This window comes from Micromonospora sp. NPDC005215 (assembly GCF_040607915.1).
Taxonomy (GTDB): Bacteria; Actinomycetota; Actinomycetes; order Mycobacteriales; family Micromonosporaceae; genus Micromonospora.
Window position 1 is genome coordinate 275,668 of sequence record NZ_JBEXHQ010000001.1, and the last position, 14,651, is coordinate 290,318.

General features: G+C 71.5%; 15 protein-coding genes. 10 read left to right on the forward strand and 5 right to left on the reverse strand.

The genetic code is table 11. The annotated features are described in order from the left end of the window. Positions 1-231: 231 nt before the first annotated feature. Both ABZU25_RS01320 and ABZU25_RS01325 read right to left on the reverse strand, forming a co-directional pair. On the reverse strand, positions 232-555 hold the full coding sequence (locus ABZU25_RS01320) for a toxin-antitoxin system HicB family antitoxin (RefSeq protein WP_355027453.1): 324 nt from the start codon (positions 553-555) through the stop codon (positions 232-234). A gap of 119 nt (positions 556-674) precedes the next feature. Further along, complete coding sequence (locus ABZU25_RS01325; protein WP_355027454.1) at positions 675-1,427, reverse strand: TIGR03089 family protein; 753 nt, start codon at positions 1,425-1,427, stop codon at positions 675-677. A gap of 144 nt (positions 1,428-1,571) precedes the next feature. Between ABZU25_RS01325 and ABZU25_RS01330 the strand changes: the two genes are divergently transcribed. The 3 genes from ABZU25_RS01330 to ABZU25_RS01340 are packed head-to-tail and all read left to right on the forward strand — an operon-like array spanning position 1,572 to position 4,705. Further along, a complete protein-coding gene (locus tag ABZU25_RS01330; protein ID WP_355027314.1) occupies positions 1,572-2,645 on the forward strand; it encodes a hypothetical protein in 1,074 nt (357 codons plus the stop codon). A 54-nt stretch (positions 2,646-2,699) separates the two neighbouring features. Continuing rightward, on the forward strand, positions 2,700-3,182 hold the full coding sequence (locus ABZU25_RS01335) for a hypothetical protein (protein WP_355027315.1): 483 nt from the start codon (positions 2,700-2,702) through the stop codon (positions 3,180-3,182). Continuing rightward, on the forward strand, positions 3,179-4,705 hold the full coding sequence (locus ABZU25_RS01340; protein ID WP_355027316.1) for an esterase-like activity of phytase family protein: 1,527 nt from the start codon (positions 3,179-3,181) through the stop codon (positions 4,703-4,705). The genes ABZU25_RS01335 and ABZU25_RS01340 overlap by 4 nt, the downstream gene beginning before the upstream one ends. A gap of 313 nt (positions 4,706-5,018) precedes the next feature. Here the strand turns inward: ABZU25_RS01340 and ligD (ABZU25_RS01345) are convergent, their stop codons facing one another. Continuing rightward, a complete protein-coding gene (ligD, locus tag ABZU25_RS01345; RefSeq protein ID WP_355027317.1) occupies positions 5,019-5,930 on the reverse strand; it encodes a non-homologous end-joining DNA ligase in 912 nt (303 codons plus the stop codon). Further along, positions 5,920-6,861: a non-homologous end-joining DNA ligase gene (gene ligD / locus ABZU25_RS01350; protein WP_355027318.1), complete on the reverse strand. Its 942-nt coding sequence runs from the start codon at positions 6,859-6,861 to the stop codon at positions 5,920-5,922. Before ligD (ABZU25_RS01350) ends, ligD (ABZU25_RS01345) begins: the two co-directional genes overlap by 11 nt. Positions 6,862-6,946: 85 nt before the next feature. On the opposite strand from ligD (ABZU25_RS01350), the gene ABZU25_RS01355 reads away from it, so the two are divergent. From ABZU25_RS01355 to ABZU25_RS01380, 6 genes are all read left to right on the forward strand, one after another. Continuing rightward, positions 6,947-7,978 carry a Ku protein gene (locus ABZU25_RS01355; RefSeq protein ID WP_355027319.1) on the forward strand — a complete coding sequence of 344 codons (1,032 nt, stop codon included), beginning with the start codon at positions 6,947-6,949 and terminating at the stop codon, positions 7,976-7,978. Positions 7,979-8,052: 74 nt separating this feature from the next. After that, entirely contained in the window at positions 8,053-8,691 is a 639-nt protein-coding gene (locus ABZU25_RS01360; RefSeq protein WP_355027320.1) for a DUF4241 domain-containing protein, read from the forward strand. A 146-nt stretch (positions 8,692-8,837) separates the two neighbouring features. After that, on the forward strand, positions 8,838-9,518 hold the full coding sequence (locus tag ABZU25_RS01365; protein WP_355027321.1) for an FKBP-type peptidyl-prolyl cis-trans isomerase: 681 nt from the start codon (positions 8,838-8,840) through the stop codon (positions 9,516-9,518). Positions 9,519-9,707: 189 nt separating this feature from the next. Continuing rightward, positions 9,708-10,535, forward strand: a complete 828-nt coding sequence (locus ABZU25_RS01370; protein ID WP_355027455.1) for a hypothetical protein — start codon at positions 9,708-9,710, stop codon at positions 10,533-10,535. 32 nt (positions 10,536-10,567) lie between these two features. After that, complete coding sequence (locus ABZU25_RS01375) at positions 10,568-11,221, forward strand: HAD family phosphatase (RefSeq protein ID WP_355027322.1); 654 nt, start codon at positions 10,568-10,570, stop codon at positions 11,219-11,221. A gap of 28 nt (positions 11,222-11,249) precedes the next feature. Continuing rightward, positions 11,250-12,260, forward strand: a complete 1,011-nt coding sequence (locus ABZU25_RS01380) for an NADPH:quinone reductase (protein WP_355027323.1) — start codon at positions 11,250-11,252, stop codon at positions 12,258-12,260. A 186-nt stretch (positions 12,261-12,446) separates the two neighbouring features. Here the strand turns inward: ABZU25_RS01380 and ABZU25_RS01385 are convergent, their stop codons facing one another. Further along, positions 12,447-14,081, reverse strand: coding sequence for a fatty acid--CoA ligase (locus tag ABZU25_RS01385; protein ID WP_355027456.1), 1,635 nt, complete (start codon positions 14,079-14,081; stop codon positions 12,447-12,449). A gap of 71 nt (positions 14,082-14,152) precedes the next feature. On the opposite strand from ABZU25_RS01385, the gene ABZU25_RS01390 reads away from it, so the two are divergent. Continuing rightward, positions 14,153-14,644, forward strand: a complete 492-nt coding sequence (locus ABZU25_RS01390) for an NUDIX domain-containing protein (protein ID WP_355027324.1) — start codon at positions 14,153-14,155, stop codon at positions 14,642-14,644. Positions 14,645-14,651 lie beyond the last annotated feature (7 nt).

Sequence of the window (14,651 nt, forward strand, 5' to 3'; positions counted from 1 at the left end):
GCGTCATGGCGAGGTTTCTCCTTAGTCGACAGGTCAAGGTGAACCCACCGACGTGAGAACTCTCGCCACGACACCACGGTCGGCGAGCGGTTGGGGCATGCCAGCGCCGCAATCCACAGGTGTGGTGGCACGCCGGCGGGCGCGGCCGTTCGATGACCCTGCCGGCTCTTGGCGAACTCGCTGGCCAAGCCTGGTGAGAGGCGGACGCTGTACGGGTGAACAGTTAGTTGATCAACTGCGCCCTTCGGGGCTCATCCCGTCCTCGGCCGCCTCAATGGCGAGCTCGCGATGCAGACTCTCCCCGACACGGAGGTTGAACTTGCCCGAATAGCTGCGCTCCGCAAACGGCTGCGGCACCGCCTCGCCCTGCTCCTCCATGTCCACGATCACCTCCTGCAAGAGAGCCTGAAGGCCTTGCAGTGCCTCCACCTGTGAGGGAGCCAGCCAGGAGGTCGACGGAAACTCGGCGCAGGTGGCGACGAACTCCTGGTCATCGACCGACCAGGTGACGCGATATGTGTAGTGCGTGATCTCAGGACGGGCGTCGGATTGCATCACTTGGCCTCCTTCTTGTCGATTGCCTTGAGCACCTGCCGGGGCTTCCCAGTACCATTTCTCCACGTCTTCCGCTTCCGAGCATTCGCTCGTTGACACACACCGAGACGGCGCGGAGCTCAGAGGACGCGGGTGACCCGCTCGGCGGCGACGACCGCGTCCCGTCGCGCCGGGTCGAGGTTGGCGCTGATCACCACGGACGCGCCCGCCGACAGAGGCGCGAGCAACCACTTCAGCGGCTGCTCGGTCTCGGCGGCGTCGACAAGCAGCCGGTCACCGGCGCGCAGGTCCAGCATCCCGGCGACCTCCCGGGCGAGCGCTCCCCACTGACCGTAGGTCGTGCCGTCCGCGCTGGCCGGATCCGACGGGTGGATGGCGGTGTGGCCGGGCGTGACGTCCGAGTGGTGGAGCACCTCGGCGGACCAGTCCAACCAGCCCAGCGGCACGTCGGCCAACCGACCGGGCCCGGTGCCGACGAGGTAGCGGTGCGGGGCGTCCGGCACGTCCTCCAGCCAGTCGTCCTGGCGTTCCGGGGTCACGAAGACCGCGTCGAACGGCCGGTCACCGCCGGGCTCCAGCACCGGCAGGCCCGCCGTGGCGCGCGGTCGGAACGACACCGTCAGGCCCGAGGCCCACGCGCCCAACAACACCGCGGCGGTACGCCAGTGCGGCGGCAGCAGCACCGCTACGCGGCTGCCGGGGCCGAGCCCGCAGCCGTCCCGCAGCAGGCTGGCGCTGCGCGCCGCCCAGGCCCCGACCTGCTGTGCGGTCAGGTCGACCCGCTCGCCGGTCGCCTCGTCGCGGTAACTGAGCAGCGGGTACTCGGCGTCGGCGGTCTGAGCCACCAGGTCGGCCGTGCCGGTTGGCTGCATCTCCACGCTCCCCGGGTCGACGTCGGCCCCACCCTACTCAAGAACTTTGGTCGCGCCGGTCGTCGGCCAATGGCCGTAGCGGCCGGCCAGGTGGCCCCCGCACGGTACGAGGTGACATGCGAGACGCCGCCGCCGAGGAGCGCCATGCCGACCGAGCACCGCCCCGCCACAGACGCCCAGCCCGCGACCGCCGACCGCACTGCCACCGCCCACCGGCTTCCGCTGCGTCGCCGACTTGTGCCGGTGATCGCGTTGCTGCTGCTCGCGCCGTGGGCGGCCGAGTGCTCGTGGGGCGGCTTCGCCATCGACGACTTCCTCCCGGTGCTGATCGTCCTGGGCCCGATGTACGGCGGGGCCGCGATCCTGATCCGGGAGACCGCCCGGCACCTCGGCGCGGGCTGGCCGACGATCGTGCTGATCGCCGCCGCGTTCGGTGTGTTCCAGGCCGGCCTGGTCGACCAGTCGCTGTTCAACCCCGACTTCCTCGACGACACCCAGTACGCCGACACCCGGGCCGCCGCCGAGGCGACGCTGGTGCCGGGGCTCGGGTTCAGTCTCCGGCAGGCCTTCGACTACGTGGGCAACCACATCGTGCTGACCATCTGCGCCCCGATCGTGCTCATCGAGTCGTTCCTCGGGGCGGACCGTCGGCTCCGGCCCTGGCTGGGCCGTCCCGGTCTCGCCGTGGTCGGCGTGATCTATCTGCTCGGCAGTCTGTTGATCTTCTCCGACAGCAGCGGCCGGAAGGGTTTCCTGGCCAGTCCGCTCCAGCTGGCCTTCGCCACGGCGCTGGTTCTCGTACTTGTCGTAGCGGCGCTGCTGCCCCGCTGGCGCCGCACCCACCCGCGCCGGGTCCGTCGGACGCCGCACCCGCTCTGGGTGGGTCTGCTGGTCGTCCTCGTCCGCTTCGGCGCCGACCTGACGCCCGGCTGGCCGGGGGCGGTCATCGCGCTCTCGCTCGCCGCCGTCGTCGGAGGGCTGCTCACGTACTGGTCGTCGGGCAGCGGTTGGGGGCAGCGGCACGTGCTCGCTGCCGGCACCGCGGGCCTGGTCAGCGCCGCCGCCTTCGCGTACCCGGTGCCGCCGTACTCCCCGGCGAGCCCGGCGGCGGCCCTGGCCGGCGACATCGCGGTCACCGTCATCACCGTCGCCCTGGTCGGCGGCGCCTGGTGGCGGCTGCGCCGTGCTTCGCCGACTGTTCATGTCGGCGCAAGCTGACGCTCCCCAACAACTGTCAGCCTCCGTGCGGGTACGACCTAACGGAGGAAGTCCTTGACTCTCAGAAGAGCATTCACCGCGCTCACCGCAGCCGGTGTCGCCGCCGCCAGCCTGACCGGGGCCACCCCCGTGTCGGCCGGCGGGCACCACCACTCGTCGCTCGCCTTCGACCGGGTCGCCACGTATCCGGTGTTCCAGAACCGCCCGGCCGGGGAGGTTCCGGCGACCGCGACGGTCGCCGAGATCTCGGCGGTCAGCGAGGACGGCCGCACCCTCATCCACACCGACGCGCTGGCCCGGCGCATCGGCTTCCTGGACATCTCCCGGGCCGACCGGCCGCGCGGCCTCGGAACGCTCTCCCTCGCGCAGCTCGGCAACGCCGAGGACGAGCCCACCTCGGTCGCCGTGGTCGGTCGGTACGTGCTGGTGGTGGTGAACACCAGCGCCAGCTTCACCGAGCCGTCCGGTCGGCTCGACGTGATCGAAGTGACCAGCCGGAGTACGTCTCGATCAACAGCCGCAACCAGTTGGCCGTGACGCTCCAGGAGAACAACGGGGTTGCCCTGATCGACCTGCCCACCGGCCGGATCACCACGGTGTTCAGCGCCGGCACGGCCACGATCAGCGGGATCGACACCAGGAAGGACGGTGTGATCGACCTGACCGGCAGCATCACCGGCGTGCCCCGCGAGCCGGACGCGGTGGCCTGGGTCGACGACCGCTACCTCGCCACGGCCAATGAGGGCGACTGGCACGGCGGCACCCGCGGCTGGTCGGTCTTCGACAGCCGTACCGGGCGCGTCGCCTGGGACGCCGGCAACACCTTCGAACGGCTCGCCGTCACCTACGGCCTGCACAACGAGGATCGGGCCGGCAAGAAGGGCACCGAGCCGGAGGGCGTGGCCGTCGCCGAGTACGGCGGCGTGCGGTACGCGTTCGTCGGTTCGGAGCGCAGCAACTTCGTCGCCGTCTACGACCTGGGCAACCCCACAAAGCCCGTCTTCCGGCAGGTGCTGCCGACCACCAACGGGCCGGAAGGGCTGCTGCCCATCCCGTCACGCGGGCTGCTCGCGGTCTCCAGTGAGGAGGACGACGCCTCGGTCAACGTCCGCGCCTCGGTGTCGCTCTTCCAGCTCGGCAAGGGCACCACGGAGTTTCCGAGCATCGTCTCCGGCGCGGACCGCACCGGCACCCCGATCGGTTGGGGCGCACTCGGCGCGTTGAGCGCGGTGCCGGGCAAGCGGGACGAGCTCTACAGCGTCACCGACGCGGCGTACAGCCAGACCCGCATCCTCACCATCGACGCGCACCGGTCACCGGCCCTGATCACCGACGCGCTGCCGGTGCGGGACGCGGCCGGCGCACCGGTCGGGTACGACGCGGAGGGCATCTTCGCCCGCCCGCAGGGCGGCTTCTGGCTCGCCGTCGAGGGTGCCAAGGGCGCGGAGAACAAGCTGGTCCGGCTCGACGCCGCCGGGGTGACCCGGCAGACCGTCGCACTGCCCGCCGAGGTCGCCGCCGGCCTGGGCAAGCAGGGCCTGGAGGGGGTCACCGCGACCACCGACCCGCAGGGCCGGGAGATCGTCTGGGTGGCCGTGCAGCGGGAGCTGAGCACCGACCCGGCCGGCATCGTGCGGCTCGGCCGCTACGACGTCACCGCGGGCACCTGGAGCTGGTTCGGCTACCAGCTGGGCGCCACCACCGTGCCCGGTGACTGGATGGGCCTCTCCGAGATCACCGTGGTCGGCGACCGGCTCGCCGTCATCGAGCGGGACAAGCTGAACGGCCCGGCCGCCACGGTCAAGCGGATCTACACGGTGCCGCTGCCGGGTGCGGCGGCGACCGGCCCGCTGACGGTGCTCCCGAAGACGCTCGCCGTCGACGTGCTGCCCGCGTTGCGCGCCACCAACGGTTGGACCCAGGAAAAGCTGGAAGGTCTGACCGTGGCCGGCAACGGCGAGGTGTACGCGATCACCGACAACGACGGGGTGCAGGACGCAACCGGCGAGACGGTGCTCCTGCAACTCGGCTCCAGCCGGAAGGTCTTCGGCCGCAACTGACCCACCGCCAGTTCCCTTCGGCCGGCGTCCACCCTCAAGGTGGGCGCCGGCGGTCACACAAGGTGACCCCGGTGCGGGCCAACCGCCCCCACCTCACAGCCTTTGCTCTGCTTACCTATATGCGACACGCACGCTCCGCGAGGAAGTTCCCACCCGTCGATTGCGGGGCCGTCATGAAGTCCCAGTTCAACGCGGTGTTGCATATAGGTAAGCAGAGCAAAGGCTGTGGGGCAGCCGAGCTGGACACCGAGGCCTATAACGCTCTGTTGCGGGTACTGCCCGCGCCCATTCGGGTATCCATCGTCACCTAACGTCAGCGCGGCAGTTCCGGGCCGCCGTCGAGCAGGGGGGCGAGCAGATCGTCGTACTCCTCGACCCGGGTCAGCACCTCGGCGGCGGTGAACTGGCGGACGGCCGGCTTCCGGCCGCGGGCGCCGGCCTCGACCTCGTCCCAGGTCAGCGGCGTCGACACCGACGGCACCGACTGGGCCCGCAGCGAATACGGCGCGACTGTGGTCTTGGCCGCGTTGTTCTGACTCCAGTCGATGAAGACCTTCCCCGGGCGCAGGTTCTTGGCCATCTTCGACACGATCAGCTTCGGGTGGGCCTGCTCCAACTCCTGGGCGATCCGCCGGGCATAGGCGGAGACGTCATCGGAGGGCTGGGTGCCCGCGATCGGGCAGCAGAGTTGCATGCCCTTCTTGCCCGACGTCTTCGGGTACGACTCGATGCCGTCGTCGGCGAGCCGGTCGCGCATCAGCACCGCCACCGGGCAACACTCGGCCAGCCCGGCCGGCGACCCCGGGTCCAGGTCGACGACCATCATGTCCGGGTGCTCACCGACCTTCCACTGCGGCGTGTGCAGTTCCAACGCGGCCAGGTTGGCCAGCCACACCAGGGTGGGCAGGTCGTCGGCGACCACGTAGTCGATGGTCTCCCGGCCCTTCGTCGACCCGGGCGCGGGCAGGTTCTCCACCCGCACCCAGTCCGGGGTCGCGGCCGGCGTGTTCTTCTCGAAGAACGACTTGTCGTCGACCCCGTTGGGAAAGCGGATCCGGGTCACCGGCCGGTCGCGCAGGTGCGGCAGCAGCACCGGCGAGATCCGGGTGTAGTAGTCGATCACCTCACCCTTTGTGAACCCGACCGCCGGATAGAGCACCTTGTCCAGGTTGGAAAGCTCCAGCGGACGGCCCTCGACGTCCACCCGTAGCCGCTCAGCCGGCATCGTCGACCTCCTCCGGCGGCTTGTCCGGGCGCAACCGCAGCACCCGGGGGAAGCGCAGCCGGCCGTCCGGGGTGCGCTGGCCGTACTTCACCTCCACCACCACCCGCGGTTCTACCCAGATGGCACCACGGGCATCCTCGCGCGGCACACCCGGTGCGAACGGTGACACACCGGAGCGCAGCGGCTCCAGCTCGGCGAGGAGCTGCCGTTCGATGGCCGCCCCGATCCCACCGCCGACCCGGCCCCGGTAGACCAGCCGGCCGTCCGGACCGGGCACCCCGACCAGCAGCCCGCCGATCCGGCGCGCGCCCGGCCGCCAGCCGCCGATGACGAAGTCGCCGGTCACCTCCAGCTTGACCTTCACCCAGTCGGGCGAGCGCACCCCCGGGCGGTAGACGGCACCGACCCGCTTGGCCATGACGCCCTCCAGACCGTGCTCACCGGCCGCCTCGTAGGTGGCCGGGCCGTCGGCGAAGACCGGCGGCACCGCCCACCGGGTGCCGCCGAGGGCGAGCGCGTCCAGGGCCTCCCGGCGGCGCTCGTAGGGCCAGCCGGTCAGGTCGTCCCCGTTCAGCCGCAGCAGGTCGAAGATCATGTACGTCACCGGCATGACCGCCGCCAACCGGGCCGCCTTGTTCCGGTCCCGCACGTGCATCCGCTCGGCCAACGCGGTGAACGACGGCTGCCCGCCCTCGCCGAGCAGCACCACCTCGCCGTCGAGCAGCGCGTCGTCGACCTGCTCGGGCAGCGTGGCCAACTCGGGGTACGCGGCGGTGATCTCCACGCCGGAGCGGGCGTACAGGTGCTGGCCGCCGCCGGAGATGTCGGCCAGTGCGCGAACCCCGTCCCACTTGAACTCGTACGCCCAGCCGTCACCCGCCGGGAGCGGCCCGGTCATCGCGAGCATCGGCTTGAGCGGCGCGCCGGGCACGACCCGACTGTAGTAGCAGGCCGAACACCTCGCGTCCGGTTCTTCGGGATGCGAGCATTGTCGATACCGGGGAAGGGAGCGCAGGATGCGTGCCATCTGGAAGGGAGCCGTGTCGTTCGGGCTCGTCTCGATCGGGGTGAAGCTCTACTCCGCGACCGAGGAGAAGGACATCCGGTTCCACCAGGTACACCGGGAAGACGGTGGCCGGATCCGCTACAAGCGCACCTGCTCGGTCTGCGGCGAGGAGGTCACCTACGACGACATCGCCAAGGGCTACGACATCGGCGGCGGTGAGATGGTGATCCTCACCGACGAAGACTTCGCCGACCTGCCGTTGACCAGCTCCCGCGCGATCGACGTGTTGGAGTTCGTGCCGGCCGAGCAGGTCGACCCGATCCTCTACAACAAGGCGTACTTCCTCGAGCCGGAGGGCACGGCGACCAAGCCGTACGTGCTGCTGCGCGACGCCCTGATCGACTCGGAGCGAGTGGCCATCGTCAAGGTGGCGCTGCGCCAGCGGGAGCAGCTCGCCACCCTGCGGGTCCGCGAGGGTGTGCTGCTGCTCAACACCATGCTCTGGCCGGACGAGATCCGCACCCCGGATTTCGGTTTCCTCGACGAGGACCTCAAGGTGCGCCCGCCGGAGCTGGCGATGGCCAGTTCCCTGATCGACTCGATGACCGGCGAGTTCGAGCCGGACGTCTTCACCGACGACTACCGGGCCGCGTTGCAGGAGGTCATCGACGCCAAGGTGGAGGGCCGGGAGGTCGTCCAGCCGGAGGAGGTCGAGGAGGCCCCGGCCGCGGCGGTGGACCTGATGGCCGCGTTGAAGGCCTCGGTGGAGCGGGCCAAGGCGGCCCGCGGCGAGCAACCCGCCCGCGGCGGTGGTGGCGGTGGAGGCGAGCCGACACCCATCTCGTCGGCCCGGTCGGCGCAGAAGGCGGCGGAGAAGAAGGCCGCCAAGGCCCCCGCCAAGAAGACCACGGCGAAGAAGACGGCCGAGAAGAAGACAGCCGAGCCGGCGAAGAAGACCGCCGCCAAGAAGACCCCCGCGAAGAAGGCGGAGCCGGCGAAGAAGACGGCCGCCCGCAAGACCGCACCCCGCAAGAGCGCCTGACCGGTACGGCAGCGGAGGCGGTGTCCGCCGGGCCGGGTACGCTCCGCCGGCCGCTGGCCACCGGAGGAGCCCTCATGCCGTACACCCCTGACCTGGACCGGTTGTTGACGCCCGGCGCGCGCTTCACCGACCAGCACGGCGCGTATCTGATCGAGGTCCACCCGGTGGATGACGTCGTGCTGCCCACCGGCCAGGTGGTCGGGTGCGACCCGCTGGAGTGCCCGGAGGCCGAGCCGTTCACTGTCACAGTGCCGCCGGGGCGCTATCCCGCCCGCGCCTGGGTGGCCGTGGTGCTCCGGGAGGACGCCGAGGTGGACCGGCGGGTGGCCGCGCTGGAGCTGGTCGTCTCCGCCGAACCCACCACCCGGTGGGAACCGGCCGTCGCGGGCGACCAGATCGTCGCCACGCTCGGCGCGGATGACTACTTCGGGTACGGCGTCGACTCCGGTGCCGGCACCCTCGCCGACCCGACAGCGCTCGCCGCCCTGGAAGGCTGGGACGAGGACCGGGTCGAGGAGGTCTTCATCCCCGCCGAGCTACCCGAGTCGCCGGTGCGAGGGCTGATCACCGCCGTCCTGGACGAGGCCAGCGGTGCCAACATCGTCACCGTGGCCACCGGCTGGGGCGACGGCTGCTACGGCACCTGGATCGGGCGTACCGCCGATGGCCGGGTCACCTCGTTCGTGACCGACTTCATGGTCGTCCCGGAATAACCGCCCGGGAAGGTCCCGGAACTGCCGCGCTGGGCGATCCGAGGCGTCCGCGGCGGGCACGGTGGGCCGTGGTGCGGGTACCGTGTGCGTCGGCTTTCCCCCCGGCACCGGGTGCCGGCCACACTTCGCAGCAGGGAGTCGACGACGTGAGCGAGCGGACGCAGCAGAACCGGTCGGCAGAGCAGGACCAGAGCCCGGCGACCAAGTCGGGGCGCCGGCTGGCCGCCCAGTTGGCGGCGAAGAAGGCCGCCGACGCCAAGCGCCGCCGCAACGCGTGGCTCAGCGGCATCGCCGCCGTCGTCGTGGCCGGAGGGTTGATCGCCGTCTTCGTGATGATCGGCGGTGGCGACGACAAGCCGAAGAGCCAGGCCGACGCGACCCCGTCGGCGTCCGCGCCGGCCCCCGACGCCCCCGACGCCGCGCCCCCCGCTCCGCAGCTGCCGGCCGACGCCGACCCGGCGCTGGGCAGCAAGCCGACTGTGACGCCGGGGACGGGCAACCTCACGAAGCTCACGGTCACCCCGCTGATCAAGGGCAAGGGCCCGGCCGTGCAGAAGGGCCAGAACATCACCACCAACTACGTGGGGGTGTTCTACAAGGACGGCAAGGAGTTCGACTCCTCCTGGAAGGGCGGACAGCCGGCCAGCTTCGCGATCGGCGTCGGCCAGGTCATCCCCGGCTGGGACCAGGGCCTGGTCGGCGTGACGGTGGGCAGCCGGGTGCAGCTCGACATCCCCACGGACCTGGCGTTCGGCAAGGACGCCGCGAGCAAGGGTCAGCCGGAGGGCCCGCTGCGCTTCGTGGTGGACGTGCTCGCCGCCCAGTGACCTGTCCGGATCGCCCCGGTTGTCGCCGGGGCGCGATGGAGTTGTTCACATGGGGCTTCCGGCCCGTCACCCAGCGGCAGTAGGTTCGGCGTCACCCCGGGCGGTTCGCCGTCCGGGGTGAGCATCCGGGACTCCGACGCGGAGGTGCAGATGACGGCGCTGGACGAGCCTGGGCGGACCGCCCGGTCGATGTGGGCCTACTTCGAGCCGGTGCACGCGGTCACCTACCTGCACCCTCGGGCCCGCGCCGCGTACGAGGCGGTCGGCCTGCGCGGTTACTGGCGCGGTTACTTCGCCGGCCGGGCCGCGCCGCTGGGCGCCACCGAGGCGGCCCCGGTGATCGCCGCCTTCTTCACCTTCGCGCCGCCGATGGTGGCCCGCGCGCTGCCGGCCGTGTGGCGGTTGGCCACCCCGCCGGAGGCGCTGCGCGCCCGCCTGACCGGTGCCGTGCAGGCGCTCGCGGAGCTGACCTACGAGCTGCCGGAGTCGCACCTGGCGGAGGCCGCCGACCTGCTGGAGCGGGCCGCCTCGGCGGCGGAGACCGCCGGCCGGGTGCTCGGCGCGGCAAACGCGGCGCTGCCGGTCGGGGAATACCCGCTGGCCCGGCTCTGGCAGGCCGCGACCACCCTGCGCGAGCACCGGGGGGACGGGCACGTGGCGGCGCTGGTGGCCGCCGGGCTGGACCCGGTGGAGACGCTGACCTGGCGGGTCGCGCGAGACGGTTCGCCGCCGCAGTACCTGCTGGGCCGGGGCTGGTCCGAGGAGCAGTGGCACGCCGCCCGCGAGCGGCTCACCCGGCGGGGTTGGCTGACCGGGGAGGGCACGACCACCGAACACTCCCGGGCCGCATTCGAGGCCATCGAGGACGCCACCGACCGGGCGGCTGCCCACCCGTGGCAGGCGCTCGGCCCCGACGGCACCGACCGGCTCCGGGAGCTGTTGGAGCCGATCGCCCGGTCCGGCCACACGTTGGTTCCGGCGGGCAGCCCGCTCGGCCTGCCCGCGCTGCCCGGCTGACCGGGCACCCGCCGATCGGGCAGGATGGGCCCGTGGCAGATGCGGTGGTCTTCGACCTGGACGGCGTGATAGTGGATTCCGAGCCGGTGTGGGAGGAGGTCCGCCGGGCGTACGTGGCGGCGCACGGCGGGACGTGGCAGCCGGACACGCAACGTCGGCTGATGGGGATGAGCACCGGCGAGTGGGCCCACTATCTCAGCGGCGAGCTGGGCGTTGGCCGCACCGCCGAACAGGTCGCCGTCGAGGTGGTCGAGGAGATGACCCGACGCTACCGGGACCACGTACCGCTCATCGCCGGCGCCGACCAGGTCGTCCGCCGGCTGGCCGCACGGTGGCCGCTGGGGTTGGCCAGCTCGTCGCCGACCCGGCTGATCGAGGCGGCGCTGGCCGCCACCGGTCTGACCGACGCATTCGGCGCGACCCTCTCCACCGAGCAGACCGAGCGGGGCAAGCCGGCCCCGGACGTCTACCTGAGCGTCGCCCAGCGCCTCGGCGTCGACCCGGCCCGCTGCGTGGCAGTGGAGGACTCGTCCAACGGGGTGCGGTCGGCCGCCGCGGCGGGGATGCGGGTGGTGGCCGTGCCGCACGGTTCGTATCCGCTCGACCCGGACGCCGCCCGGCTCGCCGTGGTGACGCTGGGGGCGATCGGGGAGCTGACCCCGGAGCTGGTGGCGAGCCTGGGTTGACGCCAGCCGAGCCGGGTAGAGACCACGAATGAAAGCGATCGTGTACGAGCAGACCGGCGACCCTTCGGTGCTGGAACTGGTCGATCGGCCGGTGCCCGAGCCGGGGGCTGGCGAGGTTCTGGTCCGGATGGCGGTGTCGGGGGTCAACCCGACCGACTGGAAGTCCCGGCGCTCCGCTGCGCCGAAGGACTGGCAGATCCCCGGGCAGGACGGCGCGGGAGTGGTGGAGGCGGTCGGCGAGGGGGTCGACCCTGACCTGATCGGTGAGCGCGTCTGGATCTGGGAAGCCGCCTGGCAGCGGCCGTGGGGCACGGCAGCGGAATACACGCTGGTGCCGGTCCGGCAGGCGGTGCGCCTCGGCGACGCCCCGTTCGAGCTGGGGGCCGCCCTGGGCATTCCGTTCCTCACCGCGCACCGCTGCCTGACCGCCGGCGAGTTCATGCCGGACACGCTGCGCGCCGGTGCGCTGGCCGACCACACGGTGCTGGTGCAGGGCGGGGCGGGCGCGGTCGGCAACGCCGCGATCCAGCTCGCCCGCTGGGCCGACGCCACGGTGGTCGCCACGGTGAGCAGCGCCGAGAAGGCGCAGCTCGCGGCGGCGGCCGGCGCTTCCTACGTCATCAACTACCGGGAGCAGGACGTGGTCGAGGAGATCCGCAAGATCGCTCCCGACGGGGTGCACACGATCGTCGAGGTCTCCCCGGCCCGCAACGCCGCGATCGACGCACAGGTGCTGCGGCACGGCGGCGCGGTCTGTATGTACGCGGACGACGGCGGCGGTGACGTGACCATCCCGATCCGGGCGATGATGGCGCCGAACGCGCGGTGGCAGTTCGTGCTTGTCTACACCGAGCCGAAGGCCGCCAAGGCGCAGGGCGTCAAGGACGTGGCGGCGGCGGCCAGCCAGGGCGGTCTCCGGGTCGGCGCCGATGCCGGGCTGCCGCTGCACCAGTACGCCCTGGCCGAGACAGCTGCGGCGCACCAGGCGGTGGAGGACTCGACGGTGGGCAAGGTGCTCATCACCACAAGCGACGCCTGATCGGGTCGCTGATCACCTGATTTCCCCGTCATCAGGACAGAGACGAACAAGTTTCGCAACAATGATTCTGCGGGTCGCCCCGCGTGGAACGGGCGGCCCCGGCGCGGTGCGAACGCCGGGGCCGCCCCCTGCGGAGGAATGTCGAGTGGCACTCCACCCCGCCCGGCGACAGTGCCGGGGGAAACGTTACGGCGCTGTCAGCTCCCGGACAGTCAGCTCACCCTCGGCGTACCGCGAACGGACGACCTTCTTGTCGAACTTGCCCACGCTGGTCTTCGGCACCGTGTCGATGAACGCCCAGCGCTCCGGCAACTGCCAGCGCGCCACCGAGCCGGCCAGGAAGTCCCGCAGCTCCTCGGCGGTCACCGAGGCGCCCTCCCGGACCACCACGGTGGCCAACGGTCGCTCGTCCCACCGCTCGTCCGGCACACCCACCACGCACGCCTCCAGCACCGCCGGGTGGCCCATCAGCGCATTTTCCAGCTCCACCGAGGAAATCCACTCACCGCCGGACTTGATCACGTCCTTGGCGCGGTCGGTAAGCGTGATGTAGCCGTCCGACGAGAGGGTGCCCACGTCGCCGGTACGCAACCAGCCGTCCCGGAACTTCTCCTCGTCCGGGGCGTCGTCACCGACGTACCGGGCGGTCACCCACGGCCCCCGGACCTCCAGCTCGCCCACGGCCTTGCCATCGGCTGGCAGTGGCCCGCCGGACGGGCCGACGATCCGCGCCTGCACCCCCGCCGGCACCCGCCCTTGCGTGTAGCGGTACCGCCAGCCCTGCTCGCCGGTCGCGCCGGCCGGCGGACGCGAGACCGATCCCAGCGGGGACATCTCGGTCATCCCCCAGGCGTGGATGACGTCGATCCCGTGCCGCTCGTCGAAGGCGTGCATCAGCGCCGGCGGACAGGCCGAGCCGCCGACGATCACCTCGGTGAGCGAGGACGTGTCCACGTCGTGGCTGTCCAGGTAGGCCAGCAGATCGGTCCAGATGGTCGGCACCGCACCGGCCAGGGTGGGCCGCTCGGCCGCGATCATCTCGGCGATCGGCGCGGCCTGGAGGAACCGGTCCGGCATGATCAGCGACGCGCCGGACAGGAAGGCCGCGTACGGCAGACCCCACGACATGGCGTGGAACATCGGCACGATGGCCAGCTCCCGGTCGGTCGGCCCGAGACCGAAGCCCTCCGGCATGCAGACCTGCAACGAGTGCAGGTAGATCGACCGGTGCGAGTAGGCCACGCCCTTCGGGTTGCCGGTGGTGCCCGAGGTGTAGCAGAGCGCCGCGGCGTCACGCTCGTCCACCTCGGGCCAGTCGTACACCTCGGGCCGGTCGGCGAGCAGCGCGTCCCACTGGTGCACTGTGATGCGGTCACCGGCCGCCGCCACCAGCGGCGCCGGGTCGCCGCCACCGACCACCACCACGTGCCGCACGGTGGTCAGCTCACCGATCACCCGGGCCAGCAGCGGGATGAGCGTGCTGTCGACAAGCACCACCCGGTCCTCGGCGTGGTTGGCGATGTAGGCGACCTGGTCGGGAAAGAGCCGGATGTTGAGCGTGTGCAGCACCGCGCCCATGCTCGGCACCGCGAAGTAGGCGACCAGGTGCTCGTTGTTGTTCCACATGAAGGTGGCGACCCGCTCGTCGCCGGTCACCCCGCACTCGTCGCGCAGCGCGTGCGCCAGCCGGGCGGCGGTGCGGCCCACCTCGGCGTACGTCATCCGGCGGGGCTCGACGCCCGTCCAGGTGACCACCTCGGCAGAGCCGTGCACTCCTGCGCCGTGATCGAGGATCCGGGAGATCTGCAGAGGGGCGTCCATCATCGTGCTACGCATGGGTAACAAGCTAGTGTCGGCGGTCACACGTTGGGAACCCCCGTAAATTGTCGCAGGTGAGCATTTCCTGGGCCGACTCGTACGTAGGGCAGTTGCGCGCGCTCGCCGGTGATCGGACGCTGATGTTCGTCGGCGCCCGTGCCGTGGTCAGCGACAACGCCGGACGCATCCTGCTGATCCAACGCTCGGACAACGGCCAGTGGGCCATGCCGGCCGGTGCGATGGAGTTGGGCGAGTCGATCGCCGACTGCGCGGTACGCGAGGTCCGCGAGGAGACCGGGCTGCGTGCGCTGCGGGTCTGCGCGTTCGCCCTCTACACCAGCCCGGACCGCACGAGCACCAACATGTACGGGCACACGTACCAGATCTTCACCACGGCGTTCCGGGTGGAGGAGTGGGACGGGCAACTGACCCGGGTCACCGACGAGACCACCGACGCGGGCTTCTTCCCCCGCGACCGGTTCCCCGCCCCACTCTCCACCTCGGTCACCGAAACCCTTGCCGACCTGGACGTCTTCGAGCAGACCAACCGGCTCATCCTCAAGTAGGTCGGCC